22 protein-coding genes are annotated in these 25,168 nt (G+C 45.3%); 11 read left to right on the top strand and 11 right to left on the bottom strand.

Annotated features, from left to right (window positions below; genetic code table 11):
- Positions 1-29: 29 nt before the first annotated feature.
- Both NI389_RS08210 and NI389_RS08205 read left to right on the top strand, forming a co-directional pair.
- A complete protein-coding gene (locus NI389_RS08210; RefSeq protein ID WP_308362391.1) occupies positions 30-1,505 on the top strand; it encodes an amidohydrolase family protein in 1,476 nt (491 codons plus the stop codon).
- Entirely contained in the window at positions 1,502-2,680 is a 1,179-nt protein-coding gene (locus NI389_RS08205) for an MFS transporter (protein ID WP_308362390.1), read from the top strand. The genes NI389_RS08210 and NI389_RS08205 overlap by 4 nt, the downstream gene beginning before the upstream one ends.
- 16 nt (positions 2,681-2,696) lie before the next feature.
- On the opposite strand, the gene NI389_RS08200 is transcribed toward NI389_RS08205, so the two are convergent.
- Positions 2,697-3,647: a helix-turn-helix domain-containing protein gene (locus NI389_RS08200; protein WP_308362389.1), complete on the bottom strand. Its 951-nt coding sequence runs from the start codon at positions 3,645-3,647 to the stop codon at positions 2,697-2,699.
- A gap of 133 nt (positions 3,648-3,780) precedes the next feature.
- Here NI389_RS08200 and NI389_RS08195 point away from each other — a divergent pair, with 133 nt between their 5' ends.
- Positions 3,781-5,916 (top strand): TonB-dependent receptor domain-containing protein, encoded by a 2,136-nt coding sequence (locus tag NI389_RS08195; protein WP_308362388.1) that lies wholly within the window; start codon positions 3,781-3,783, stop codon positions 5,914-5,916.
- Positions 5,917-6,104: 188 nt separating this feature from the next.
- On the opposite strand, the gene NI389_RS08190 is transcribed toward NI389_RS08195, so the two are convergent.
- The 4 genes from NI389_RS08190 to NI389_RS08175 all read right to left on the bottom strand — a co-directional run bounded on the left by NI389_RS08190 (position 6,105) and on the right by NI389_RS08175 (position 9,929).
- Complete coding sequence (locus NI389_RS08190; RefSeq protein WP_308362386.1) at positions 6,105-7,325, bottom strand: isochorismate synthase; 1,221 nt, start codon at positions 7,323-7,325, stop codon at positions 6,105-6,107.
- A gap of 164 nt (positions 7,326-7,489) precedes the next feature.
- Positions 7,490-7,981 (bottom strand): DUF3299 domain-containing protein, encoded by a 492-nt coding sequence (locus tag NI389_RS08185; protein ID WP_308362385.1) that lies wholly within the window; start codon positions 7,979-7,981, stop codon positions 7,490-7,492.
- 11 nt (positions 7,982-7,992) lie between these two features.
- Positions 7,993-9,237, bottom strand: coding sequence for an ABC transporter permease (locus NI389_RS08180; RefSeq protein WP_308362384.1), 1,245 nt, complete (start codon positions 9,235-9,237; stop codon positions 7,993-7,995).
- Positions 9,234-9,929: an ABC transporter ATP-binding protein gene (locus NI389_RS08175; RefSeq protein WP_308362383.1), complete on the bottom strand. Its 696-nt coding sequence runs from the start codon at positions 9,927-9,929 to the stop codon at positions 9,234-9,236. Before NI389_RS08175 ends, NI389_RS08180 begins: the two co-directional genes overlap by 4 nt.
- A gap of 279 nt (positions 9,930-10,208) precedes the next feature.
- On the opposite strand from NI389_RS08175, the gene NI389_RS08170 reads away from it, so the two are divergent.
- From NI389_RS08170 to NI389_RS08150, 5 genes are all read left to right on the top strand, one after another.
- A complete protein-coding gene (locus NI389_RS08170; protein WP_308362382.1) occupies positions 10,209-11,309 on the top strand; it encodes a phosphoribosylaminoimidazolesuccinocarboxamide synthase in 1,101 nt (366 codons plus the stop codon).
- Between the two features lie 120 nt (positions 11,310-11,429).
- Complete coding sequence (locus NI389_RS08165) at positions 11,430-12,065, top strand: methylamine utilization protein (protein WP_308362381.1); 636 nt, start codon at positions 11,430-11,432, stop codon at positions 12,063-12,065.
- The gene (locus tag NI389_RS08160; protein ID WP_308362380.1) at positions 12,055-14,367 is read left to right on the top strand and encodes a bifunctional diguanylate cyclase/phosphodiesterase; all 2,313 of its coding nucleotides are present in this window, start codon (positions 12,055-12,057) and stop codon (positions 14,365-14,367) included. Before NI389_RS08165 ends, NI389_RS08160 begins: the two co-directional genes overlap by 11 nt.
- Positions 14,354-15,181, top strand: coding sequence for a DUF3034 family protein (locus NI389_RS08155; protein ID WP_308362379.1), 828 nt, complete (start codon positions 14,354-14,356; stop codon positions 15,179-15,181). Before NI389_RS08160 ends, NI389_RS08155 begins: the two co-directional genes overlap by 14 nt.
- Before the next feature lie 33 nt (positions 15,182-15,214).
- Positions 15,215-15,655 carry a group I truncated hemoglobin gene (locus NI389_RS08150; protein ID WP_308362378.1) on the top strand — a complete coding sequence of 147 codons (441 nt, stop codon included), beginning with the start codon at positions 15,215-15,217 and terminating at the stop codon, positions 15,653-15,655.
- On the opposite strand, the gene NI389_RS08145 is transcribed toward NI389_RS08150, so the two are convergent.
- A complete protein-coding gene (locus tag NI389_RS08145; protein ID WP_308362377.1) occupies positions 15,642-16,658 on the bottom strand; it encodes a glycosyltransferase family 9 protein in 1,017 nt (338 codons plus the stop codon). The genes NI389_RS08150 and NI389_RS08145 overlap by 14 nt on opposite strands.
- A 106-nt stretch (positions 16,659-16,764) precedes the next feature.
- On the opposite strand from NI389_RS08145, the gene NI389_RS08140 reads away from it, so the two are divergent.
- A complete protein-coding gene (locus NI389_RS08140) occupies positions 16,765-17,595 on the top strand; it encodes a sulfurtransferase (RefSeq protein WP_308362376.1) in 831 nt (276 codons plus the stop codon).
- Here the strand turns inward: NI389_RS08140 and NI389_RS08135 are convergent.
- Complete coding sequence (locus NI389_RS08135; RefSeq protein ID WP_308362375.1) at positions 17,586-17,855, bottom strand: DUF5522 domain-containing protein; 270 nt, start codon at positions 17,853-17,855, stop codon at positions 17,586-17,588. The genes NI389_RS08140 and NI389_RS08135 overlap by 10 nt on opposite strands.
- An 85-nt stretch (positions 17,856-17,940) precedes the next feature.
- On the opposite strand from NI389_RS08135, the gene NI389_RS08130 reads away from it, so the two are divergent.
- Positions 17,941-18,273 carry a hypothetical protein gene (locus NI389_RS08130; RefSeq protein WP_308362374.1) on the top strand — a complete coding sequence of 111 codons (333 nt, stop codon included), beginning with the start codon at positions 17,941-17,943 and terminating at the stop codon, positions 18,271-18,273.
- Positions 18,274-18,348: 75 nt separating this feature from the next.
- Here the strand turns inward: NI389_RS08130 and ubiK are convergent, their stop codons facing one another.
- Complete coding sequence (gene ubiK / locus NI389_RS08125) at positions 18,349-18,606, bottom strand: ubiquinone biosynthesis accessory factor UbiK (RefSeq protein ID WP_308362373.1); 258 nt, start codon at positions 18,604-18,606, stop codon at positions 18,349-18,351.
- 143 nt (positions 18,607-18,749) lie between these two features.
- Here ubiK and rep point away from each other — a divergent pair, with 143 nt between their 5' ends.
- A complete protein-coding gene (rep, locus tag NI389_RS08120) occupies positions 18,750-20,765 on the top strand; it encodes a DNA helicase Rep (protein WP_308362372.1) in 2,016 nt (671 codons plus the stop codon).
- Between the two features lie 35 nt (positions 20,766-20,800).
- On the opposite strand, the gene NI389_RS08115 is transcribed toward rep, so the two are convergent.
- From NI389_RS08115 to elbB, 3 genes are all read right to left on the bottom strand, one after another.
- Positions 20,801-23,374 carry a bifunctional diguanylate cyclase/phosphodiesterase gene (locus NI389_RS08115; RefSeq protein ID WP_308362371.1) on the bottom strand — a complete coding sequence of 858 codons (2,574 nt, stop codon included), beginning with the start codon at positions 23,372-23,374 and terminating at the stop codon, positions 20,801-20,803.
- 136 nt (positions 23,375-23,510) lie between these two features.
- Positions 23,511-23,903 (bottom strand): c-type cytochrome, encoded by a 393-nt coding sequence (locus tag NI389_RS08110; protein ID WP_208844318.1) that lies wholly within the window; start codon positions 23,901-23,903, stop codon positions 23,511-23,513.
- Between the two features lie 200 nt (positions 23,904-24,103).
- Complete coding sequence (gene elbB, locus NI389_RS08105) at positions 24,104-24,757, bottom strand: isoprenoid biosynthesis glyoxalase ElbB (RefSeq protein ID WP_308362532.1); 654 nt, start codon at positions 24,755-24,757, stop codon at positions 24,104-24,106.
- Positions 24,758-25,168: the final 411 nt, after the last annotated feature.

Below are 25,168 nucleotides of genomic sequence, written 5' to 3'. Positions count from 1 at the left end.
CAGCCTTAACCCGTGCGCATAGCGCGGGTTTGGAACCATTTGGCAGTGCACAATTGAGCGAGCCTCTGAATTTACATGCAGTACGTAAAAAACCTCAGCCCCAAGGAAAACGCACACTCATTCACAATGTGTTTATTTACACCGCAGACGAAGCGAATACCACTATCGCGAATGGTTGGTTGCTGGTGCAAGGCAAGCGGATCGTTGCGCTTGGCGACGCAAGTCAGTTACCTCTGGATTATGAGGTCAGTATAGACGGGCAGGGCAAATTGATGTTGCCAGGGATGATTAATCCGCATTGGCATGAAAGTTTTGTCGCCCCAAATTTTGAGTCTCCAGATGATTCGCACCTCGAGCCTACGCCGTATTCAAATGGCGGTGATATTCAAGCATTAGGCTCGATGTTTGGATTTATCTCAACGGTGGGCGATAAACTCACGTTAGAAGAAGGCCTTGCTATTGCCAGATGGAGCATGTGGACGCAACTGCGTTCGGGAACAACCGCGCTTGGCGACGTTGGTTCAGCAAATAAAGCTGACTCGATGGCTCTTGCTGCGATTGATTTAGGCATGCGGCTACGCGTAAGTCGATGGGGTTCTGACATTATGTTGGAAGCAAACAAATCGACGCCAACCTATATTGCGGACACCGCAGCACAAACGGCGGATTGGCTTGCGCTCATCGAGACTTGGAACAACCATAGTTCGGGATTAGTTGGGGCTATGCCCTCGGTTATGGGCGCCTTTGGTAGTTCAGATAAGCAACTTGAGGCATTGGCGAGTATCACGCAGCAATATGATGTGCCATACGCCACTCACCTTGCACCACTGAAACATGAACGATTAGCAGTCGAGCGGGTATTCGGGCGCTCACCTATCGCTCGATTTGATGAAATGGGCTTGCTCACGAATAAACTCTTGGCGGTGCATACCGCATATGCAAGTGACGAGGAATATCAACGCCTTATCACGACAGGCGTAAACTTGTGCCATTCGCCAGCCCATTACGGCATGTTAGGGGAGGCCACGATAAGTGAAACTGGGCAATTAGGGCGATTCTTACGAGACGGAGTGTGGGTATCCAGCAGCACCGATGGCGATATTTCGTTTATTGGCGGCATGTGCGAAGCGATGCGTGGCGCACACCTCGGTCACAACGAGGCGCAAAACTGCAATACAGCCTGCCCTCCAACCTTGGCATTAAAAACCGCAACCTTGTTTGGTGCCAAGGCATTGGACTGGTTATCAGAAATTGGTTCGTTAGAAGTGGGTAAGCAAGCGGATTTCATATTGGTTAATAACAATGATTATCGCTACAAACTCTCAGCTCATCCGTTGCGAACCTTCATTGTTACGGGCAGTAGTCATGACGTTGATTCGGTAATGGTTGCTGGGGATTTTGTGGTGAAAGAGGGGCGCAGCACGCGTTTTGATGAGGATGAATTGTATCAGGACTACCTCAAAGCCGTGGCCGCAGCAAGAACGCGTATCGGAGGCCCATCATGAAACACACGCGATGGGCAACGTGGTTTCTACTGCTCGCCAGTACAATGACCATTCTTGCGAGTGCAACTTTAGCGCCTGCTATGCCCGCAATGACTCATGCCTTTAGTGCGCTGCCGAACGCGGAGTTTTGGGTCAGAATGACCCTGACGTTGCCCGGTTTAGTGATTGCGTTGTGCGCGCCATTGGCTGGAAGTCTTGTCGATAGATGGGACAGTCAAAAGTTGCTTATGTACGCCTTGGTGGCGTTTGCAGTCAGCGGTTATTTAGGATTTTACTGGCAGACGTCACTGTGGCTTATTCTCTTTAGTCGAGCGTTAATGGGGATTGCGGTGGCGTTCATTATGGTGAGTTGCACAACGATTGCGAGTCGGTATTTTGAAGGCCCAAATTTTTCCCGCTACATGGGCTGGCAAGCGGCGTTTGGTGGATTCGGCGGGGTGCTATTTTTATCGATAGCAGGCGTTCTTGCCGAGCAACATTGGACGTGGGTCTTTGCAATCTACGGACTGTCGCTTTTGGTGTTGCCTGGTGTTTGGCGATTTGTCAAAGCCCCATCACAGCAAGACCACGCTTTGTCAAAAACGACACCGGCAATGACGTGGATGAGTCAAGCATTGGCTGGATGCTGTGTGCTTGCTTTTGTGGAAATTGTTGTGCTGTATGGCTTAACCATTCATTTACCGTTTTATCTGAGTCATCACCATGCCTCCGCAGCCGAAATTGGATTTGTGATCGCGGCTTTCTTACTTGCCATGTCTTGTTTATCAATGAGCTATGGGTATTTCAGACGTTACTTCGGAATTAAGCAACTGCATATGATTGGCTGGATAGTCATTGCTCTGGGTTTTGCTTTTTTGAGTGTGGTGGAAACTATTCCTCGCATTGTCTGTTCAAGCTTAATTATCGGGGCTGGACTGGGTTTGATCCGCCCAAATTTGGTCGTTTGGTTGTTTGAGTTTGTTCCGCCGATGATGCGTGGTAAAGCGATGGGGATCATGATGACCTGTTATTTTACAGGCCAGTTTATGAGTCCGGTATTGCTTGAACCACTGACGTCCTCGTTGGGGTATACGTTATTTTTCCGCTCGTTGGCCGTCATTATTTTAATGGTGGTCGTGGTTGTTTGCCTTGTCTACTTTATGTGGTTCGGTAAACGCCAAGCAGATGTGACGTAGTATCCTGCCGAATGCCTTAAAACGGCCGATGTTGTTTAATAAACTGCATCGGCGTTACACCAAATTGCTTTTTAAATGCGGCGATAAAATTCCCAACATGATCGTAACGCGCTAAATAAGCTGCTTCACCAATTGAAAGCCCATCGACCAGCAAAGCATGACGGGCTTTGAATAGGGTGTGTTGCTTAATGTATTGTTTTGGTGTTGCGTTAAAGTGAGTTTTAAAAAAACGCAGCAAACTACTCAAACTCATGGCTAATTGCTGTGCGACGTTTTCCACAGAGTGACCCGCTTCGAGCAAGGCAACGACTTTGAGTTTTTTCACTTCGACATCCTCTTGCGGAGGCAAGCGATAGCTTGCTTGCGAAGAAGTATTGTCGCTCAGCATTGGCTGGATAAGCGCACTTAACCATTGCATTACTAACCCTTCACAGTGCAACTTTTGAATTTTAGAAAGCGTGTTTGACGTCTTTAAGAGTTGCAGTGTTTGTTCCAGAGCCTTGTTAGTGACAGGCAATTCAATCACTTTGCTGGTGGTCAGTAATGGCTCACCGTCGTTTCCAAAACGGTCAATAAACCAAGGGAGAGACACGCTGACGGTGACTTTTTCTATTTCTTGTTGGTTTCGCAAATAGCGGGTGAAAGGCTCGGCTACTGCGATGATATTGGCAAAGGCAATGGGGCATTGGGAAGCATCAAAATGGTAGAACTTATTCCCCACGCGAAATTCGACACACCCTTTGAGTAATACCGTGATATTGAGGCTTGGTGAAAGAAGTGCCGCGTTACTTGCTTTTTGTTGTTCGACATAGCGACAGAGGTGTAATTGCACCGCCTCACTTAACGAGATGAAAGAAAGACGCCCAACGGCAATTGGGGTATCGTGCTGTAGTGCCATTCGGCTATCTATACCGTTTGAGACTAAAAGTCGGTCGCTCAGTTGCTCTGCTGAAATTATCCCTTCCATGAACCCTGCCATTTATTTTTAAAACGCATAATGGAATGACGATTTTGCATAACTAATATTTAGAAAGCAACAAAAGGAAAGAGATATAATATTGCGAGTGATTCGTATTAGCATCTAATTTTAAGGGACATATATGTTAGTTTCTCGCACTAAGCAATTAGGCTTTCGCTATTCAACTATCGCATTAACATTAGCTGGGGTGTTATCTGCACCGGTTTTCGCGGATGACGACAAAATTGAAAAAATTGAGGTTTGGTCAACGGAAGTCAAAACATCCGCATTGTATTTGAAAGAACAGGACATTGCGGATAAACAAGCGGATCACATCTCTGATTTGCTGCGTTCTATCCCGGGTGTGGATGTGGGTGGTGCGCACTCACTTAATCAACGCATTACCATCCGTAGTATGGACGATAAAGATTTACGTATTTCGATAGATGGCGCAGCGCAGAATACGTATATGTACCACCACATGGGTAATTTACAGATCCATGCGGATATTCTGAAGTCAGTTGAAATTGAAACTGGCACTAACTCTGTAATTAATGGTGGCCTAGGTGGCTCTGTCCGCTTCGAAACAAAAGAAGCACGTGAACTACTCACGGATGACGCACGTTTTGCTGTGCGTGTTTCCGCTGGTGCCGCAGACAATGCCGGTCGCAACTACTCCGTTACCAGTTTTGGTTTGTTGAGCGATGACGTGGATTTCCTTGCCTACTATAACTCGGTACAACGTGATAATTACGAAGTCGGCGGCAGCAAAATTTTGGACCAAGACGACAAGGTCGTTGCTGGGACAGATGGTAAGGTACGCGGATTAGAAGGCGATGTGAGCGACGCGTTGGTGAAGCTTGGTTGGAACATCGACAACAACCAGCGAATTGCGGTGAGTTATGAAACCTACAAGGATGAAGGTGATTACAGCTACCGACCTGACATGGGACTTGCTACGGATACGGCGATTACCAATAGTTTGCAAATCCCATTATTGTGGCCAACAGAGTTTACGCGTGACACCGTGACGCTCAGTTACGATTTAAATTGGGGTGGTCATTCAACGCTTAAAGCAAGTCTTTATTCAAACACCAGTGAGCTGTACCGTGATGAATCCGGGTGGTCACAATCACCAAGCCCTCGATTCCAAGCATACGCAGGCAAAGTAACCGGTGAGGCGAAAAACTCAGGCTTTAACGTATTGGCTGAAACCTTTACAAACGGTCTATTTGGCTCAGAAGAGCACACGTTCACGTATGGTACCGATTACGTCAAACACGACACGGAATATGATTTGGTTATCAGCACAGGCGGAAATAAGCATTCGGAAGAGTCTGCGAAAAACTTGGCATTGTTTGTACAAGACCGTGTGGAGTTTGGTAACGGCTTTGCCGTGGTCCCGGGTGTACGTTATGACCGCTATGATATCGATTCAGGCACTGTTGATAACGACTTTACTGAGTTTTCATTCTCGTTAGCCGCAGAGTATCAAATCACCAAAAACTTGATGGTTAAGCTGAGCTCAACGGAGCTATTCAAAGGACCTGAAATTAGCGAAGTATTTGTGGGCGCAGGTCTGGATGACAAACCAAATCAAGACATGGAAGCGGAAACAGGTTTAAACAGTGAATTGTCAATTGCCTATGAAGGAAAAGTGGCGGCGGACAAAACACTGCGTTTAGGTGCAACAGCATTCAATACGAAAATTGATGATTATATCTTTGACAATGCGGCAGTACCTGGCGGCCAACCGCGTGAAACATGGAAAGACAACGTCGGTGATATGACCGTGAAGGGATTTGAAGTGTATGCGGGTTTTGCATTTGATGCGTTTTCAATGCAGCTAACGTATTCAAATTCGGAAAGTGATCTGGACGCCTATTCTCAATACGCTTCTCTCGATGGAGCGCGGTTGGAGCGTGAACAGGGAGACACGATTTCGGCTGATTTTACCTATCAACTTAGCCAGTACAACGTAACCTTAAATTGGGATTTCATGGTGGTGGACGACGTTGCAGCCGGCACGGATTTGTACGGTGCTGATTTGGACAACAGCAAGGATGGCTTTAGCGTGCACAACATCAGTGCACATTGGCAGCCAGAAGCAATAGCAAATCTGCATGTTAGAGTCGGTGTGGATAACGTGTTTGACGAATTCTATGCGTCTCAATCTTCTAAAAATGGCGTGTCATTCCACCCTGTATTTGGAAAGTTATTCTTAATGGATTACGAACCAGGTCGTAACATTAAAGCCAGTATTTCATACCAGTTCTAAACTGGTACCCTGACCCAGAACAAAGCCCAGCAATATGCTGGGCTTTTTTGTTTCCAGTCTTCATTTTTGGGCGTTTAGATGGAGATTCTTTTTAACAAACGCCATGCGTGACTGAGTGTAAAAATAGGCAAAAAAAGGTCACGTTTGGCATTAAACGTGACCGCGCTATCGATAAGGTAGCTAGGCGATTAGGCTGTTTCTAATAGCGATTCTTGAGTGAATTGTCGGTAGGCCGTGGTAGCATGTAAGGCGTTCAACATGGTAGATAGTTTTGCTTCTGTTTCTAACCATTCGGCGGTTGGATTTGACGCGTGAACAATGCCTGCACCTGCAAAAAGACGGGCATGGCGACCGTTTATTTCGCCACTTCGGATCACCACAACCCATTCCCCATTACCGTGTTTATCACACCATCCGACAATGCCTGAGAAAAAGTGACGGGATTCACCTTCGAGCACTTTAATCCATGGGTAGGCGTGTTGAGTGGGTTTACCACACAATGCGGGTGTGGGATGAAGGCGATTGGCTAACGCTAAAACATGGGTTGCGGGAGTGTGAAGTTGGCCTTCCACTTCGGTTGATAAATGCCACATTGTCGCTGTACTTAAGAGAGACGGTACGCTTGGAATGTGTAGTTGATGACACCAAGGTTCGAGTACTTGCGACATTTCAACCAACACGACCGCGTGCTCGAATCTATCCTTTTTTGAGTTCATGAGTGTTCGTTGACGTTGCACATCCATTGCGGAATCTGACGTTCGCTTTGCTGAACCCGCTAATGGATTGCTGAAAATAGCGCGGTGGCTTTTTTTGAGCAGTAACTCAGGACTGACTCCCAAAAGAGTTGTCCCCGACTCTGTGGGAAACGAAAATGGAAAGCCACTTGAACTTTGGTGCAATAAATTGGTGAGCACTTGCCCTTTGGGGAGCGCATCATCAAAGTACAAGTCAACTTGTTTTCCGAGCACAATCTTTTCCAATTCGTCACGTTCGAAAAGTGTTTTAGCGCGCACAATAGCTTGTTCGTAATGGGCTTGTGATTGTCGATGATGAACATCGTCTAATTCAGGAAAACGAGTGCCTTCAAGCTTATTTTGGGATGCGAGGTACGCAGTAAAATGTGATTTATCGAGGGTCTGAACGTGATCCGACACTAAAAACTGCGCTTGCTCCGATTTGCAAAAAGGTAAGATGCCAAACACGACCGCATCCTCACTTGGGCATTTTGCCAGCTCTGTTTCGAGCGTATTAACCAGTGTTTCGTGATTGTCGATGGGGGACGTAAAACGATGATGTGGATGCTGTGCTAAATAACAGCGTTGACCCGAAACAAACAAGGCGTGTTGTTGTGGGTCAAACGGGCGTTCTGGTGCAGTAAGGTCGGTTCGCGCGTCGAGTTCGCTTAACATGGATTTTCCTCATTTCCAGTGCATAAGTGTTGGTTATCCAAATGACGAAGTGAGGCGAGGAATATTTAGAGAAAGTTTGGTGTTGATGTTGAAAGAGAAAAGAGGGTTGAGTTTGCAAACCGACTAGGGGGTTACAAACTCGATAGTCTCAAAAAGGATACTTGTTAGAGTTCAAACGGGGCAACGCCCACGGCTTGCATGGTGTAACCAGTTTGGGCCATATCCCCTTTCCAAGTTTCCACTTTAATGACTCCAGTAACTGAAATCGCGTCATACAGACTTTCTATAGGCACACCGTCTTTAATCTTTACGTGCACAATTTGATTTGGCGGCGGCGGTGGAACATGAATGCACGCACCGAAGTAAGGCACAAGCAAGAATTCGGTAATGATCTCACTGTTTCCTTCAAGAGGCACCACAAAGCCAGGTAATGTGACGGTTTGATTGTTGAGCTCAGGGACGACTGGTGCGTTAAGATCTGGTTGCACCCAATTTTGCTCGCTCCCATCGTGACTTGCCGCGTCTTGATTGCTTATCTGTAAGTGGCCTTTTGGAATAAGGTCTTCCCAAAATATTTCTTTGGGTTCATTCGCTAAAAGGTGAGTGCTGACAAGGCCTGCACATAAGAAAAACGCGACTCTTAAAAATATTTTCATGTAATGTCCACTTAAACTTTTATGCTCATGCCATCGGCTAAAGAATAGAAATAGGCGCGAAGAGCTGGAATTAAACCTATGAGCGTGCCTGCCCCAATGATAACGGCAAGAATCTGCAGTTCATAGTGATTCAACACCGAAAGGCTAATTCCAATTCCAAATTGCGCCTGCAATACAGCGTATCCAGCGTGCAGGGCAAGATAGAATAACCCGACGCCAGCAAGGCATCCAAGGGCCGTGATAAGTAATGCTTCACCCATTAACAGGGCTACAATATGGCTAGGGCGAGCGCCGACTGAACGCAAAATGGCAAGTTCACGTCGGCGTTGCTGCAAGGTGGCCAACATGGTTGTTAGCATCCCCAGTAAACTGATGAAAACTAATGCGATTGAAAACAACAACAGCAGTTTTTCGACCATGCCAAGCATCTCCCAAAGTTCTCGTAGCGTAACGGTTGGCATAATGGCTAAAAGCGGCTCAGCTTTATATTGATTGATATTTCTTCTCACCTGTAGGGTGTAAAGTGGTGAGTCAAAGCCCATTAGAAAGGCCGAGATTTGCTTTGGATGACCGACTAAATCGTTGTCTTCATCTTCATCATGGTCGTGTGTTGTATGAGGTTGGCCATGTATTTGGTCGATGGCAGCAAGCGGCACATGCAAGGTTTTATCAACGGGGGTGCCTGTTGCAGCTAAGATCCCGACTACCGTCATCGGGTGGTTGTCGTGATGGTGGAAACTCGTTTTGCCAAGGCCATGAGACAGAATAATCGGATCGCCCAGTTGGTAATGCATTTTCGCAGCGACCTCAGCTCCAAGGACCACCTCATGCGTGGTGGTAAATGGGTGTCCATGTGCAAAGCTCAGTAACTGCTTGTTGCCATATCGGTAATGTTCAAAGTAATCAAGGGTTGTACCGAGTACCGCAAAACCTTTGTGACTGTCACCCAGACTCAGAGGTATCGTCCAAGCGACGCCCTTTTTCGATTGAATGTCTGAGTAGCTTTGCCAAGACACGCCATTGTTGGTGTAACCCAACCGGAAAACACTGGCTAGGAGCAATTGAACATCACCTGTTTTTGCACCGACGATAAGGTCAGTGCCTGAAAGGGTGTTGCTAAAACTGATTTTGGCTTCGTGTCGAATTCGTTCGATTGTTAATAGCACCATGACACTAATAGCAATGGCGAACAAGGTTAATAGAACTGCAGCCTTGCGGTTGAAGGTACTTTTAATCGCTAATCGAAATAACGTCATAATACCTTCCCTGCTCGTTGGTTAATCTCAGCTAAATTCAGTTGCCGTGAAAACATCGGGGCTAAACTTTGGTCGTGGCTAACAAATAACAACGTTGCGTTACATAGTGTTGCTTGCTCAAACAGTAAGTTAATAAATGCAGCGCGGTTGTCTGCATCTAGCGCGGATGTTGGTTCATCTGCGATGATAAGTTCGGGTTTGCCTATTACAGCGCGTGCTGCCGCAATGCGTTGTTGTTGCCCTATGCTGAGTTCGCCAACACAATGGTGAAGCAGCGACTCTGAAATGCCCAGTTGAGCGAGTAAATGGCGGGCTGCTTGTTTGACCGATCCGTGTTGTTGCTCTGCTTTGCTTGCACGGAGAGTTGAAAAGTGACAGCCCAACATCACGTTTTCAAGTGGGTTTAAATAGGCAAGCAAATTGAAGTTTTGAAAAATTGTACCAATGTGATCTGCGCGAAATTGGTCTCGTTTGGCGTTCGACAGAGACGTCAAATCCTGGTTCAAAATGGAAATTTTGCCTTGTGTTGGCTGGTGGATACCCGCTAATAAACCCAATAAGGTCGATTTTCCTGTGCCACTTGGACCAAACAAAAAAATTCGTTCCCCTTTCTGGATTAGCAACTGCTCTATGTGAATGGTGTCAATATCGTGTTTTGGCCAGCGATAACGTAGCTGTTCGAGTGTGATCATAATCATTCGTTATAATGGGACTCTCACCATGTTAGCGCACTTAACCTTGGACACTAAACTCTCGTGCGGCAAAGTGCGAAAAAACCCCGATGATTGAAGACTCCCGCCTTCGCTTGTCCTACACATTAAATTATGGAGGGTTATGTTGGCGTGGTGCAAAGTCATTTGAATACGATGGCAACAATTGTGATTTTTGCGCTGCTCGACTATTATACTCGCCTCTAACCCCCTCATTATTTTGCGCCCTTTAGCAAGGTGCAGCCATTCCTTGGAGACACAATGAGTAGCTACAAAGTTTTAGACGTCAATGACGATCTTCCTATTCGCACAAAAGGTGCGGTTCACAGTGGTAAAGTACGTTCAGTTTACTGGTTAACCGACAAAGACAGTGCACGTTTAATCGAAGAAAAAGGCTACGATGTACCAAAGGGTACTGAGCTTGCGATCATGGTTATTTCCGATCGTATTTCTGCATTCGACTGTATTTGGCAAGGTGAAAACGGTTTAAATGGCGTGCCTGGTAAAGGTATCGCACTGAACAGTGTGGCATCACACTGGTTCAAATTGTTTGACGCTGCGGGTCTTGCGGGCAACCACATTGTAGACATTCCACACCCATACGTTTGGATTGTGCGTAAAGCAAGCACCGTTCGTGTTGAAGCGATTGCTCGCCAATACATTACGGGCAGCATGTGGCGTGATTACAGCAAAGGCGTGCGCAACTTCTGTGGTATCGATTTACCAGAAGGTTTAACAGCAAACCAAAAATTAGCTGAAGTACTCATCACGCCTTCGACGAAAGGCATCATTCGTGGTGTAGCTGAAGTGCCAGAGCAAGACGATGTGAACATTACTCGTCAAAACATTCTCAACAATCTTGATGCATTTAACTTCAAGTCTGCAGCTGACGTTGATAAGTACGAGGAATTGTTAACTCAAGGCTTTAACGTGATTGCGACAGAGCTTGCGAAACTAGACCAAATCTTTGTGGATACGAAGTTTGAGTTTGGCTACGTAGAAGACACCAATGGCGTAGAAAAATTGATTTACATCGATGAAGTCGGCACGCCAGATTCATCACGTATTTGGGATGGTGCGGCATACCGCGACGGCAAGATCATCGAGAATTCGAAAGAGGGTTTCCGTCAATTACTCATTAATAATGTACCTGACAGCGACGTATTGCTAAATAAAGACCGTATGCCTGAGCGCGAAGCACTTGCTCAAGGTTACAAGTTACCGGAGTCGGTGATGCTTGAAGTGTCGAATACTTATGTAGGTATTGCGAGCAAAATTGTTGGTTATACACTGACAATCCCTGCAGATCCGCGAGCTGAAGTGATCGCGATTCTTGATGAGCAATATGGTCTAATTGATTAATAACGCTCCATTTTTAGGGAAAAGTTGGTTTTTTTATGGCTTTTCCCTCATTCCCCTTGCAATTGCACTGCAACTCACTTTTACTTAACGTATTGCGCATTTTTTAATATTGAGTAAATCATGTCTGTTTGGAGCAACTTAGTTGCAATGAGTCTTATTACATCATTGTCAATGAGTAGCTATGGCGCAACCGTGTCCATTGTTGATGGGCAGGGTGGTCCGCTTGCAAATGCGGTGGTCGAAGTGCTGGATGATTCGGTGATGGCAGAAAAGCCAATGGCTATTATGGATCAGGTAAACAAGCAATTTGAACCGTATGTGCTGGCTATTACTGAAGGCCAACTCGTGAACTTTCCAAACAGTGACGACATTCGTCATCACGTTTATTCATTTTCAAATACCAAACCATTCGAGCTTAAGCTGTATCACGGGACACCGAACAATCCGATCTTATTTGAAAATCCTGGAGTGGTGGTGTTGGGCTGCAACATTCATGACTCGATGGTGGGATACATTTACGTTGCACACTCAGCCAACGTATTTAAAACCAATAATTCAGGCACGATCCGTTTGCCTGAGTTGCAACCACAAACTGTTTTGCGGGTATGGCATCCAGAACAACAACAAGGTCCAGAAAGTGCGCAAACAATACGTTGGTCAGAGGTTGAAAAAACGGGCACCGTGGTGATTAACACGCAAGTTCCTAAGCCTCGCAACACCTTTGGGGAAAAGTTTAAGGTAAATCATGCTCACTAGTTTGAAGCACAGGATTATTGCACTATGCATAGGCTTAGTGGTGTTAACGGCCACAGGCAGTTTAATGGGAACTTGGTGGTCTTCCAGCCAATTTAATGAGCGTAAAACACAAGAAGCCATCAGCGTTGCAGAAAACGTTTATACGCAATATTTGCAAGCGAAACAGCGCTTATTGTTGACGGCAGCGAGTGTCTTGACATCGGATTTTGGGTTCAAGCAAGCCGTCGCCACACGCGATGCGGAAACGATTGCCAGTGTACTGTACAACCACAGCCAACGTATTGATGCTGAATTGATGGTGTTATTAGACACAAGTGGCAACCTTATATCAGCTAACCGTCAAGATTTACAATTACCAAGTGATTCGCGCAGTGTGATGCGTGACCTGCTTTCACATGAAGATGATTCGACATTCATTGTTATTGATAAAACGCTTTATCAAGCCATTATTTTACCCGTCAAAGCACCAAGAACGATTGCATTTACCATTGTCGGCTTTGCGATAACCCCTGCAGTTGCTAAAGATCTGCGCAAAGTCACGGGCATGGAAGTGAGCTTTGTGGTTGAAACGGGCACTACGAAAGTGTCGAGTATGGCATTACCTGAAGGCATGGGCGTGCTTGAGTACACGAACGCTAAACGAGTACAACGGATCATGGGGACATCGCCGATGTATGCAAATGCGTCCGTTGCCTTACCTGCTTTGACAGACAGTGCAGTGAGCGTCATTTTGAGTGCTGATCTAAAAACAGACTACGCTGAATTCGATAAAATGGTTCTGACGGTAGTGGTTCTCTCCCTTGTGACGGTGTTGTTGGGGTTTTTGGCCAGTGGCTTTTTAGCCCGAAATCTAACGCGTCCATTGCAACAATTGACGCAAATGGCGAAGGCGTTCGCGCAAGGTAACTACAAAGCGAAAGTCGCCTCCACAAAACCCAGTTCAGAAATTTGTGCGCTGATGGATGCCTTCCACGACATGGGTGAAAACATTCAATCACGTGAAGCTCAAATCCGTTTTGCCGCGAGTCACGATTCCATGACGGGATTCTTAAATCGCAGTGCCACACTTGAAACGTTGAACATACGACTGATCTCCGAGATGCCGCAATATTTAATCGGTGTCGATATTAAAGGGCTGCGCCACATCAACGATAAGTTAGGACCGCGAATTGGTGACGAATGTATCGTACAAGTTGCTGAAAGAATGCAAAAACATGCGTCGGACTTTAATGCTGAATTCGCTCGTTTAGGTGGTGATGAATTACTGGTTGTTGTTGAGGGTAAAGCTGACTGGTCGATTGAACGTTATGTCACGACACTAAAACTGGCTCTTGAAGCGACCTACCATATTCAAGGACTAGAATTAACGCTGCGTTTTAGTATCGGAGCCTTGAGTGCCCCAGAGCATGGCGACAACGCTGAAGATTTGTTACGCCGGACCCTGATTGCTGCGGATAATGCTGCACAAGAAGGGGTCAATGTTTATTACTATCGTAAAGGCGAAGACGAGGAATACTTAGCGCGTTTGCAATTGATAGACGAGTTGAAACAAGCGCTGTCGGATAACGATGGCCAGTTGTTTATGGCTTATCAACCTAAACTCAATTTCCGAACTCATCAAATCGACAAAGTCGAGTCGCTAATTCGTTGGCGACGTTCTAATGGCGAATGGGTGTCACCAGAGATGTTCATTGACTTAGCTGAACAGTCTGGGTTGATTGTGGAACTTACTCAATGGGTTATTGACACGGTGGTTGGACAAATCGCGGCATGGCAAAGCAAAGGCATTGTTATGAAAGCGGCGATTAACGTTTCAGCTCAAGACATTGTTGATGAGGGATTTTTACCTCACTTACAAGAAACGCTGCTCAAATATAAAGTACCATCTAAGTTGGTCACTATTGAACTGACTGAGCGAGACATGATTGAAAACGAAACAAAAGGCATTGCGGCTCTAAACAGTTTGAAAGCATTGGGTGCAGTCGTATCTCTTGATGATTATGGCGTCGGACAGACCTCGCTTGGGCGTTTGAAAATGCTGCCAATTGATGAACTTAAGTTAGATAAAGTATTCATTCTTAAACTCAATGAGTCACATGAAGATCAATGTATCGTGCAATCGACAATCAGTCTTGGTCATCAATTGGGGTTCAGTGTGGTGGCTGAAGGCGTCGAGAACCAAGCATCGCTGACTTTGTTACGAGAAATGGGGTGCGATTATGCACAAGGCTACTATTTAAGCCGACCATTGCCAGCGCTTGAGTTTGAAAAGTGGCTAGGAGAATATCATGAAGCGGGTTAACCCATTGCTTCTTGCTGTAGTGTTTAGTGGTTCAGTCATGGCTGCCGACGGTAAAATTCTGGCCACACCCGGCGTTTCACAAGTAGAAGGCAGTGCCGGAGGTGGTATTGTGCCTTGGGCGCAATTAGCGGGTTACGCCAGTGAAGACGAATGGTCCATCAGTGGTTTTTGCAGTCGCGCGGATGTATCGGATTACCAATTAGATGTCTGTGGCGTACAAGGAAACTTGTTTGACACCGTTGAGCTCAGCGTTGCAGAACAACGCTTTGATGTTCCGGTGCTAAACACGACAATTAAGCAGCGAATTTATGGTGCTAAATGGCGCGTCTACGGTGATATTGTTTACAGTACAATGCCTCAAGTGAGTATCGGATGGCAGCACAAATCGTTAGATGATGGCACCGTCGCGTCTTTGGTTGGCGCGAAAGCGCTTAGCGGAAATGATTTTTATATAGCGGCGAGTAAACTTCATTTAGGTGCGATAGCTGGATACAACTGGTTTTGGAATGTCGCACTGCGACATTCGGAAGCCAATCAGCTTGGCTTACTGGGTTATGGCGGTGCGAAGCAAGATAATCGCTGGCAGTTAGAGGCAAGTAGTGCAGTATTCATCAATCCAAACTGGGCGATTGGCGTCGAGTATCGACAAAAGCCAGATAATTTAGGTCTTGGGGAAACACATTGGCAAGACGCTTTTGTCGCTTGGTTTCCAAACAAATCGATAAGCGTTACGGCCGCCTATTTGGATTTGGGGCGTATTGCAGGCGCACCAGATCAAACGGGATGGTACGTGTCGCTTACTGGGTATTACTGAGGTTCAGGAACGGTTTATTGAAGGTGAAAATTAATGTTTTTTCCGTATTTTAAGCAGACAATAAAAACGCTGTTCTTTGCTCTGATGGTGAGTGGATTGAGTGCTTGTCAGTCTACTTCTGGAACATTGTATCAGCAAATTGGTGGCGCTGAGGGCAATGAAAAGTTAGTGGATGCTTTTATAAATCAAATTGGTAACGACCCGGTGATTTTACCTTTTTTTGAAAAAGCGAGTGTCGCGCATTTTCGCGCGGGATTCCTGACTCATCTGTGTGATGTACTCGACGGTCCTTGTGAATTTCGAGGTGACACAATGGTGCAAATCCACACAGGTATGAACATTGGGGAAAGTGAGTTTAATCGTGTTGTCGAGTTATTGGTGGCTGCGATGAATGAGCGACGCATTTCAACGCCACTACAAAATCAAATATTAGCGCGTCTTGCTCCGTTACGCGGAGAGGTTATTCATCGCTAAGCCGTGACATGAGCGATTGGTAAGTTCGCAGTACTTCAGCGGGCTCAATCGATTCAATGATACGATGATCATCTAATGAAAATCCATTGGCCACGATCGCCTCAAACTTGGCCACTTTAGGCGCGACAATGCTCCAAGGCGATGTACCAAGGCCAACGAGGGCTACGCAAGGGGTTCCTGTCGCACAGGCCATGTGCATTGGACCAGAATCAATAGAAATCAGCGCGTTTAAATGACCAGTGACATCCACTAGTTCCGGTAGACTTGTTTTTCCTGCTAAGTTAAGAACACGTGTTGGGTGATGTGCGAGCTGTTCTATGATGGCCTGATTATCCGAGACTTCTTGTTGGTCGCCGAGTAATACAACATTGCATGGCGTATTGTCTAAAAGTAGCGCGACAACCTGTGCACTCAATGCGGTCGGGTAATAACGGGTGTCTTTGTTTTTTCCACCAAAATAGCAGCCGATCGTCGGTGTTTGTGTGGAAACAAACGGTGATTCACGTGTCGACAACGAGGGGGCATTGAATGAGTCGAATGGGGAACCATGTGCCTCGTTAACTATACGGCAATAGCGATGAATGTAGTGGTGATTTTCATTAAGCTTCATCGCGTAGCTAAGTAAAGGTTTTCGGCCATTTTGGGCGTAACCAATCACGGATTTGATACCAGCAAGTCGACAGAGCGCCGCTTCGGCCAATGAGCCGCGAAACAGCACCGCAAGTTGGTAGTTTGCCTTTTTCAGTTCTCGTGACTTTTTAAATATCCCCCATTTTGGTTTCGTGTAGCGTTTGTCTTCAATGACATCGATTAATGGAAGGTTTTGCGCTTCGAACAGCGCAACAAGATGTGGGCGCACGAGAAAATGAAAAGGCGTATTTGGATACAGCTGTCTTAACAATTCAATTGCAGGTAACGTATTGATTGCATCGCCAATAAACTTCGGAAAGACGATTAATATTGGGTCTGATTGACTATCTGGCGTTATCGTTTTGTTCGACATGGTGTAATCTATATATTTGATTTGTCCGCATTATAACCGAGCTACATTGAGGATTCACGCCATAACTAACGTGAAACACTTTTGGCCATAAACACAAGGAGAGGCGATGAAACACTTTAAGTCCTGCGAATGGGTCTACGAGCATTTATCAACGGTAAAGCTTTTCGATGCAGGTATTGTCAAAGCTGGACTCAGTGGTCCTTACGTTCCTCCAGCCGTTATTCAGGGTGCTCAACGCTTTGACTTTGGTAAAACATTTGCGGATGAGCAAAGTTTCATTAGTAATACTATGTGCTCAGCCAATCAATTTGAGCGAGAAGCGCAAAAGCTTGGTCTTTCGCAGCAGGACACCATCATCGTCTATGACGTACAAGGGTTGTACAGTGCGGCAAGAGCGTGGTGGATGTTCAAAGCTGTAGGATTTAATGAAGTCTATGTATTAGATGGTGGCTTAACTCGTTGGATGAAGTTAGGTTATCCGACGACTTTATCTTACGCAAAGGCAAGTGACATTGGCAATTTTAAGGCCTCGGTGCTTTGTGATTTCTTCGTTGATAAACACCGTATTTTACAGGTGATAGATACGCCGCACAACCTAATTCTCGATGCCCGTGGCCAGGCTCGTTTTTTGGGCATAGAAAAAGAGCCGCGAGCGGGAATGCGTTCGGGTCATATTCCGTCGAGTCGAAGCTTATCCTATAGCTTAATGAGTCATGAAGACGGAACGGTAAAATCAACCGAAGAGTTAGCATCGCTGTTTCGTGAACGTCAGGCACAAGATAAAGCGTTGTATTTCAGCTGTGGTTCTGGCGTGACGGCTTGCGTGCTCGCTATCGCTGCAAGCGAATGTGGTTACAGTGACATGCATGTGTACGATGGTTCGTGGAGTGAGTGGGGCGCTGATGATTCTCTGCCAATTGCGACGGGTCAGGAATAGGGGCAATGACGACAGCCGTTGCCACAACAAGAGCCTCGACGAAGGTGATACCAACGACCAAGCACCATCAAGCCATCTTCGATGTGGTAGTCTAAACCCTCTTGTAGTGGAGCTTGTTTGTAAGGCGCGGCAATGACTAGTTGCTCAGCAATAGGTTTGGCTGACAGGGCGTCGAGGTAGGTGTGAATTTTACTCAACAAACAATCTCGACAATAGCAGCCAGCTCCCTCGTTGAGCGGCAAAATAGCCGGCAGCGTCATGCACCAGCAACCCTCGGGGTTACAGACCATGGTTTGGTGGCAAGCGGCACATTGTGTAGTCATAGTGAATTGAATCAGGTGAAAAGTGCAGTCTAACATAACACCCCAATTAGCAATACAGGCCCTACTAAGTTGGGGAAGTGATCGAAATCAAGCAATTAGTCTATTGCTTGCTGGTGAATTAGAACGCTTTCTACCGATTGAGGTGAAGGTATCGGATTTACGTGATGTGCTTGCTCGCGTGATGAGTCAGCAACTCAGCCTTGATGAGCTCGAAGTGTGGGCCAATATGCTTGAAGCACGAGTTGAGTTTGATATTACGGATATTGAGGGTGAAATTTATGCGCTGGCTAACGCGGAGCAAATGGGAGAACTTTCGCTAGAGAAAGTGCAACAACTGCTTGATTTACTAAATTAAAAGGATGTTTTTAAATAAAAATCGAGCAAAAGTTAGGGCTGGAGCGTTTTAAAAGACAACGCTCCTAGAAGTGCATTACGCTTGGTCAGAATTCATTTTGGCTTCTAACTCTGCGACTTTGGCTTCAAGTTCCATCAACTTTTCACGTGTACGGATCAGTACTTTACTTTGAATATCGAATTCTTCACGGCTAACAAAATCCATTTCTGATAATTTATTTTGTAGCACTTGCTTCGTTTTGCTCTCAAACGAATCTGCAATATTTTTAAGGCCTTGAGGCATATTGCTTGAAATTTGCTTTGCAATCTCTTCGAGTTTTGATGGATTTAACATGGGATAACCTTAATTCGCGTTGATACCTTCATCTTAACGCGAATTGGTCCTTGCGGCAAAACAAAGGGGACTGCTTTTGTGACTTTGCGCAAACCCCCCTTAGTTTACAATATCAGGCTTCCAGTTCTTATGTTTGTGGTGCTATGAAACTCAATCCTCGCCAAGATGAAGCGGTGAAATATATCAGTGGTCCGTGTCTGGTGCTTGCCGGCGCAGGTTCAGGTAAAACGCGTGTTATTACCAACAAAATTGCTTATCTAGTGCAAGAGTGTGAGTACAAAGCGAAAAACATTGCAGCGGTGACTTTTACCAATAAAGCCGCGCGTGAGATGCGTGAACGAGTTGCACAAACGTTAGGTAAGCAAGATGCCAAAGGACTTTGGGTATCGACATTTCACACCCTTGGCCTTGAAATCATTAAAAAGGAAATTAAAACACTGGGCTACAAGCCAGGCTTCTCTCTTTTTGATGATCAAGATACCAACCAGCTGTTGGCAGAGCTTACTGAACCAGAATTAGAAAGAGACAAAGACTTACTCAATTTGTTGAAAAACCAAATCAGCAATTGGAAAAACGAATTGATCTTGCCTGAGCGTGCTATTCGCGAAGCTCGTGAAGCACAAAAGGCACAATTTGCTCAGCTTTATGCTCGTTATCAAATTCAGCTACGTGCCTATAATGCGCTTGATTTTGATGATCTTATTATGATCCCGACCCTGCTTCTCAACCAATCTCTAGAAGTTAGGGAACGTTGGCAGGCTCGTTTTCGCTACCTTCTAGTGGACGAATATCAAGACACGAACACCAGTCAGTATCAGCTTGTTAAGTTGCTGGTTGGTGAGCGTGCGCGTTTCACCGTGGTTGGGGACGATGACCAATCCATTTATTCATGGCGTGGTGCGAAACCGCAAAACTTAGTGTTGTTGAAAAAAGATTTCCCAGGTCTTCGCCTGATCAAACTTGAACAGAATTATCGAAGCAGTGGCCGCATTCTTAAGGCTGCCAACATTTTGATAGCGAATAACCCGCATGAGTTTGAAAAGCAGTTATTTAGTGAACTAGGTTACGGAGAACCTCTGCGTGTTATTGCAACGAAAGATGAAGAACACGAGTCTGAGCGCGTTGTGGCGGAGATCATTTCCCATAAGTTTATGAATCGCACTAGTTTTAAAGATTACGCTATTTTATATCGAGGTAACCACCAAGCGCGTGTATTCGAAAAGGCGCTGATGAGCAACCGCATACCATACAAGCTCAGTGGTGGAATGTCCTTTTTTGGCCGTGCAGAAATCAAAGACATGATGGCGTATTTACGTATTTTGGTGAACCAAGATGATGATAATGCGTTTATTCGTATAGTTAATACACCAAAGCGTGATATTGGACCCGTTACCTTGGAAAAGCTGGGAACGCTCGCCAATGAAAAGCACATTAGTTTGTTTGAGGCGTGTTTTGATCAAGAACTCGCTGGGCGACTAAACGGGCGAGGTATGAACGCCCTGATGGGATTTGCTCGTTGGGTCGTCGAACTTTCTGACCGTGCAATGCGCGGCGATACGTTAGATGCTGTGCGCGACATGGTTCGTGAAAGTAATTACGAAGCATACTTGTACGAGTCATCAACGAGTGCAAAAGCAGCAGAAATGCGGATGAAGAACGTCTCGGAGCTCTATCGTTGGATAAGCGAAATGTTGTCAGGTGATGAAGACAATCCACCAATGACGCTGCCGGAGGTGGTCAGCAAGCTCACGCTTCGTGATATGTTAGAACGTAATGAAGGCGAAGATGAAAGTGATGCAGTGCAATTGTTGACTCTGCATGCGTCTAAAGGTCTGGAGTACCCGCATGTGTTCATGGTTGGCATGGAAGAAGGCTTACTGCCACACCAAACCAGTATCGACGAAGACAATGTTGAAGAAGAACGTCGTCTTGCCTACGTCGGTATTACGCGAGCACAACAAACCTTGACGATGACGTATGCTAAAAGCCGACGTCAGTTTGGCGAAATGATCACACCAGAACTCAGCCGATTTGTGGAAGAATTACCGCAAGATGATTTGGCTATCGAAGGTAAACAACCGGTAAAGAGCCAAGAAGAGCGCATGCAGCATGGGCAAAGCCGAGTTGCGGGTTTACGGGCGATGTTAAAACGAGATTAGTGCTGATTGGCTATTTAGATTGCTCGTTGAATCGCTTATTCAGCGAGCAGCTCACTGTCCGGTAAATCATACAAATTTTGCGCTTGTAAACTTTGTTGCTTACCAAAAAAGAGTTTCAAACCATGTTTTTCGAGCAAAGTTTGGAAATTCAGAATTGCAGGACCTTTTGCGACAACTTGAATGTGTTTGCACGCTGTGACAGCTAAAATCCCTTTCAATTGCACTTCATAGCTCGATTGCTGTAAAACACGTTTACTGAATGTAGAGCTGAGCAGCACATATTTGAAATCCAATTGGCTCACTAATGTCAGATCGCATCGGTCTTTTGCAAACTCATTAATCCCAACAGCCACGCCACTTTGGGTGAGCAATTTGAGATTTTCGAGTTGACGACTAGACGCAAAACGCACGTCCAACTCATTAAACAATAGACACAGTTTGTACTGGCTGGCGTTTAAATGTTTTTGTAGTTGAGGGAATGTGTGTTCTTCAAGCAATAATGTTGAGCATGAGAAAAGGGTATTTCCATCGAATTGTTTTGACCAGTTTTGTGCTTCTTGAAGTAGTTTTAACTCTATTTCAATTTGCTCGTCTTTCTCTGCTGCAAATTTTTTGAGGATATCAAAGCTGGTGCTACCTAAAACAGGGTGTTCACCGAAGGCTTCGAGTACGCGGATTTTGCCTCGCTTTCCATCGTTAGAATCGTCTAAGTTGCTTATCTCAGTTGAACGGAAATGGGTGGGCAGATCACATAAATGATGTTGCTCAGTGTGACGTTGGATGTTCTTGCCAGCCGTTAGGAGTGGATGATAGAACTCGAAACGTCCTCGGCCTGCATTTTTAGCATAGTACATAGCTGCATCAGCATCGCGGATAATTTCGTCGGTATCTGCATAACGCTTATTGCTGTATGTTATCCCAATACTTGCACCACTTTGTACGCAAATACCCTTCATACAAAATGGCTTTTGCATTACTCGAATGATCCGTTTCGCGACATCTTCAGCTTGTTGTTTATCCGATAAATGATTTAATAGCACCACAAATTCGTCACCGGCTAAACGAGCCAACAGATCATGTTCACGAATACAATCGGCGAAGGATTGGCTGACACTTATCAAAAATTGGTCGCCAGCATGATGGCCTAATTGATCGTTAATCTCTTTGAATTTATCAAGATCGATAAACAATACGGCAAAGTGATGGTCAGGATGGCGTTGATAAACCTGCAGTGTCCGCTCGAGCTGAGTTAGAAATAGACTGCGATTTGGTAATCCTGTTAACGAATCATGATGCGCGTCGTGGTAGAGTTGCTGTTCAATTTTCTTACGTTCATCAATTTGCATTTGTAAATGCAGATTAGTTTGGCGCAACTCTTTGGTTTTTTCGAGTACACGATGTTCCAGTTCTTGATAACTGGCTTTTAGGGCTTGGTTGGCCAAATGCGTTTGCAATACAGCCGCAATTTGATGCGAGACGAAGGAGATCAATTCCATGTCATCGTGATCAAATTCATATTTATGATCATACGCCTGACATGCGATCAGACCAATCACCCCTTGAGACGTTTTGAGAGGTGCGCCAAGCCAACTGGTTGCACGGTTTTCTTCTGGGATATGGACGGCACGTTCAACGATCCCATTTTCAATCAACAACTTCGCGCGGTGGCTATCAATTAATTGCACTCGTTCTGTACTAATGACTAGTTCACTGTAGCCTTTTGCAAATTCGCGTGGTTTTGACGCTGCGGTTTTTTGATCCACACAGTAAGGGAACGTTAGCCAACCAGATTCTTTGTCATACAGCGCAATGTAAAGGTTTTCTGCAAAGGTAATAGAACGAATGATTTGATGGACTTGCAGATAAACGTCTTCGATGTGTTCTGATCTGGTTGCCAACTCTGCAATCTTGAAGAGAATTTGTTGGCGTTCTAATGCTTTCTTACGATGATCGATTTCAGAATTGAGCGCTTCATTACTTTGCATTAGTGCACGTGTACGGATCTTGACTTCCGACTCGAGGAGTTCTCGCTTTTTCACACGTTCGATGGCTGTAGCGAGGTACAAAGACATCACTTCCAAGAGCTCAATTTGTTGATCTGAATAACTTTGCGTCGGATTGTAGCTCTGCGACACCATCACTCCGATGATGGTTTTTTCTCGATAAATCGGCACCCCAACCCAGTGTTCAGCGGGTGAACCTAGCGCTTTAAAATGGCCATCTTTTACGGCATCTTGCATCGACTCTTTCGTATAATAGACGGTTTCACCCAGTCTAAAGACATGGCCCGTTACGCCTTCACCAAACTGATTGGCCAGATGCATCGGTACAGAAATACCATCCTTCTCATCGACGAAATAGGAGAGCTCAAGAGCTTGAGTAAATTGGTTCTGCAATACAACATAAAAGCTACGACTAGGTAGGTGTTGCTCAAGAATGTGGTGGATTGCAGGATAGAGTAAGGTTAATTCAGGGACAGTACTAGCTTGCTCTGATAATTGGATCAGTGCATTTTGGAGCTGATGGAGCTGTTTGTACTTTCTTAACAGTGCTTGCAAACGGCGATTATGCCGAGCAAGTTTGTTGTGCCCTGTTGTGGAATCGTCCAATGATATTAACCGATTATTATTGTTTAATTATTATTCACTATAATTTCACTTATTGCAGCGAAAAGTCAAGTTTTAAACGGTTTTAGTTGTGTTTCTCGAGGAGGGAAAAAGGGCCTAATTTAGACCCTTTTTAGGATTACTTTGATGACATAAATTCGATTGCCGCAGCAAGCTCGTCATCGCTACAGTTCATACATGTACCACGTGGTGGCATTGAGTTAAAACCGTTGATAGCGTGATTAAGTAATACGTCTTTGCCTTTTGCTAGACGAGGTTCCCAATCAGCGTGCGCTTTTGGCGCGCCAAGTGCACCCGTACCGTGACAGGCGAAACAAGCCGCTTGATATACTTGCTCACCAGAACGAGGACCAGTTGGCTCAGCTGCAGCAGCTGATTCAGCGCCTGCAAGGTATACAGAACCAACAGGCTCTAGACGCTGTTTAATGGCATCTTCTGTTAGTGAATTGTCATAAGGCTGTGCAAACACAGCGGTAGATAGCAATAATAATGCTGCTGAAAGTTTTTTCATTTTGCCTTGCTCACTTCGATTTGCACGTGATATTCACGAGCTGACCCAAATGCGGGTGATTATAACGTCACCAATCGATTTATAAAACGTAAACTTAAGTATATCTTCGCAAAAAATACAATTATTTGTGCCATCGCAAACAAATGTCGGCTTTTTTGACCTTTTAATGGGCACAAGTCAATTGTTTATTTACGCGATTTTTACTTGCACATTTTTAATACTTGATTAACCAGTTTTTCAAGTCCTGTGTTGGCTTCAACGATTGATTGAGCCAGCATATAAGCGGGTGTACTAACAACCTGATGCTGCTCGTCAATGACGATTTCATCCACTAAGCACGCGACATGAGCGCCACCCATTGCTTCGATTGCAGTTGCCGTGTCCGTATCATTGCCAATGGTCAGTTGTACGCCTTGACCATACACTTGTGGAATGAGAGCTGGTGCAATGCACGCATAGCCTGCCGGTTTTCCCGCTTGTGCAAAAGCATGACATACAGTGAAAACGTCCTCGTGAATAACCATGTCTGCGCCGCTAAGTGCAAAATCGCACAGGTTTTTGGCTGCACCAAATCCGCCGGGCACAAGTAGTGCGTCAAAGTCAGCAACATTGAGTTCACGCAGAGACTTAACTTCACCACGTGCAATACGCGCAGATTCAACGAGTACATTTCTTTTTTGCGCCATGACTTCACCAGACAAATGGTTAATGGTATGCAGCTGTTCCATGTCTGGAGCAAAACACTGGTAATGAGCACCTGCTTTTGCAATATGTAAAAGCGTGAGCACAGATTCATGAATTTCCGCACCATCAAAAACACCGCACCCAGAGAGAATTACCGCAACACGTTTCATCATGTTTGTCCTTTAAATGATTTAATTGCAGCTAGTTTAGCATTAATTCAGGGTCGTTTTGTTGAAACTCGTTGTTTAGATTAATCTCTGCAGTAACGCTTACGAGTGCGTATTTAGGTAAACTAATTTTGGATATTTCTTGTGTGAAAAAACGGTGTGGACCACAGGGCGAATCGGCTATATGCCGAACGATAAAAGGGTATACAATAAAAAATTATAAAGGATCTACTTTGATCTTTGATCCAATGTGGTAGTATACCCGTCCGCTCAATAAAAAGCGGTCATAAAATGTGCTAAACAATGGAGCTTAAAACTCGTTTTCCACATTCAGCGGAATAATAATAATAACGAAAGCCGTACCATTATTCCTTTTAAATCCAATGAATTACAGGTCCTCTTGGGAAGCGCTTT

This window comes from Pseudoalteromonas xiamenensis, from assembly GCF_030994125.1.
In the GTDB taxonomy this organism is placed as follows: domain Bacteria; phylum Pseudomonadota; class Gammaproteobacteria; order Enterobacterales; family Alteromonadaceae; genus Pseudoalteromonas; species Pseudoalteromonas xiamenensis_B.
This window is presented reverse-complemented; position numbering and strand designations above follow the sequence as displayed.

What these genes read in the sequence shown, in the direction of transcription:
- NI389_RS08145 (WP_308362377.1), bottom strand. Translation starts at nt 16,658, where the DNA reads ATGTCGAACAAAACGATAACGCCAGATAGTCAATCAGACCCAATATTA.
- rep (WP_308362372.1), top strand. Translation starts at nt 18,750, where the DNA reads ATGAAACTCAATCCTCGCCAAGATGAAGCGGTGAAATATATCAGTGGT.
- NI389_RS08150 (WP_308362378.1), top strand. Translation starts at nt 15,215, where the DNA reads ATGTTTTTTCCGTATTTTAAGCAGACAATAAAAACGCTGTTCTTTGCT.
- NI389_RS08185 (WP_308362385.1), bottom strand. Translation starts at nt 7,981, where the DNA reads ATGAAAATATTTTTAAGAGTCGCGTTTTTCTTATGTGCAGGCCTTGTC.
- NI389_RS08190 (WP_308362386.1), bottom strand. Translation starts at nt 7,325, where the DNA reads ATGTTAAGCGAACTCGACGCGCGAACCGACCTTACTGCACCAGAACGC.
- NI389_RS08180 (WP_308362384.1), bottom strand. Translation starts at nt 9,237, where the DNA reads ATGACGTTATTTCGATTAGCGATTAAAAGTACCTTCAACCGCAAGGCT.
- NI389_RS08135 (WP_308362375.1), bottom strand. Translation starts at nt 17,855, where the DNA reads ATGACGCTGCCGGCTATTTTGCCGCTCAACGAGGGAGCTGGCTGCTAT.
- NI389_RS08170 (WP_308362382.1), top strand. Translation starts at nt 10,209, where the DNA reads ATGAGTAGCTACAAAGTTTTAGACGTCAATGACGATCTTCCTATTCGC.
- NI389_RS08205 (WP_308362390.1), top strand. Translation starts at nt 1,502, where the DNA reads ATGAAACACACGCGATGGGCAACGTGGTTTCTACTGCTCGCCAGTACA.
- NI389_RS08110 (WP_208844318.1), bottom strand. Translation starts at nt 23,903, where the DNA reads ATGAAAAAACTTTCAGCAGCATTATTATTGCTATCTACCGCTGTGTTT.
- NI389_RS08140 (WP_308362376.1), top strand. Translation starts at nt 16,765, where the DNA reads ATGAAACACTTTAAGTCCTGCGAATGGGTCTACGAGCATTTATCAACG.
- NI389_RS08175 (WP_308362383.1), bottom strand. Translation starts at nt 9,929, where the DNA reads ATGATCACACTCGAACAGCTACGTTATCGCTGGCCAAAACACGATATT.
- NI389_RS08165 (WP_308362381.1), top strand. Translation starts at nt 11,430, where the DNA reads ATGTCTGTTTGGAGCAACTTAGTTGCAATGAGTCTTATTACATCATTG.
- NI389_RS08155 (WP_308362379.1), top strand. Translation starts at nt 14,354, where the DNA reads ATGAAGCGGGTTAACCCATTGCTTCTTGCTGTAGTGTTTAGTGGTTCA.
- NI389_RS08160 (WP_308362380.1), top strand. Translation starts at nt 12,055, where the DNA reads ATGCTCACTAGTTTGAAGCACAGGATTATTGCACTATGCATAGGCTTA.
- NI389_RS08200 (WP_308362389.1), bottom strand. Translation starts at nt 3,647, where the DNA reads ATGGAAGGGATAATTTCAGCAGAGCAACTGAGCGACCGACTTTTAGTC.
- elbB (WP_308362532.1), bottom strand. Translation starts at nt 24,757, where the DNA reads ATGAAACGTGTTGCGGTAATTCTCTCTGGGTGCGGTGTTTTTGATGGT.
- ubiK (WP_308362373.1), bottom strand. Translation starts at nt 18,606, where the DNA reads ATGTTAAATCCATCAAAACTCGAAGAGATTGCAAAGCAAATTTCAAGC.
- NI389_RS08195 (WP_308362388.1), top strand. Translation starts at nt 3,781, where the DNA reads ATGTTAGTTTCTCGCACTAAGCAATTAGGCTTTCGCTATTCAACTATC.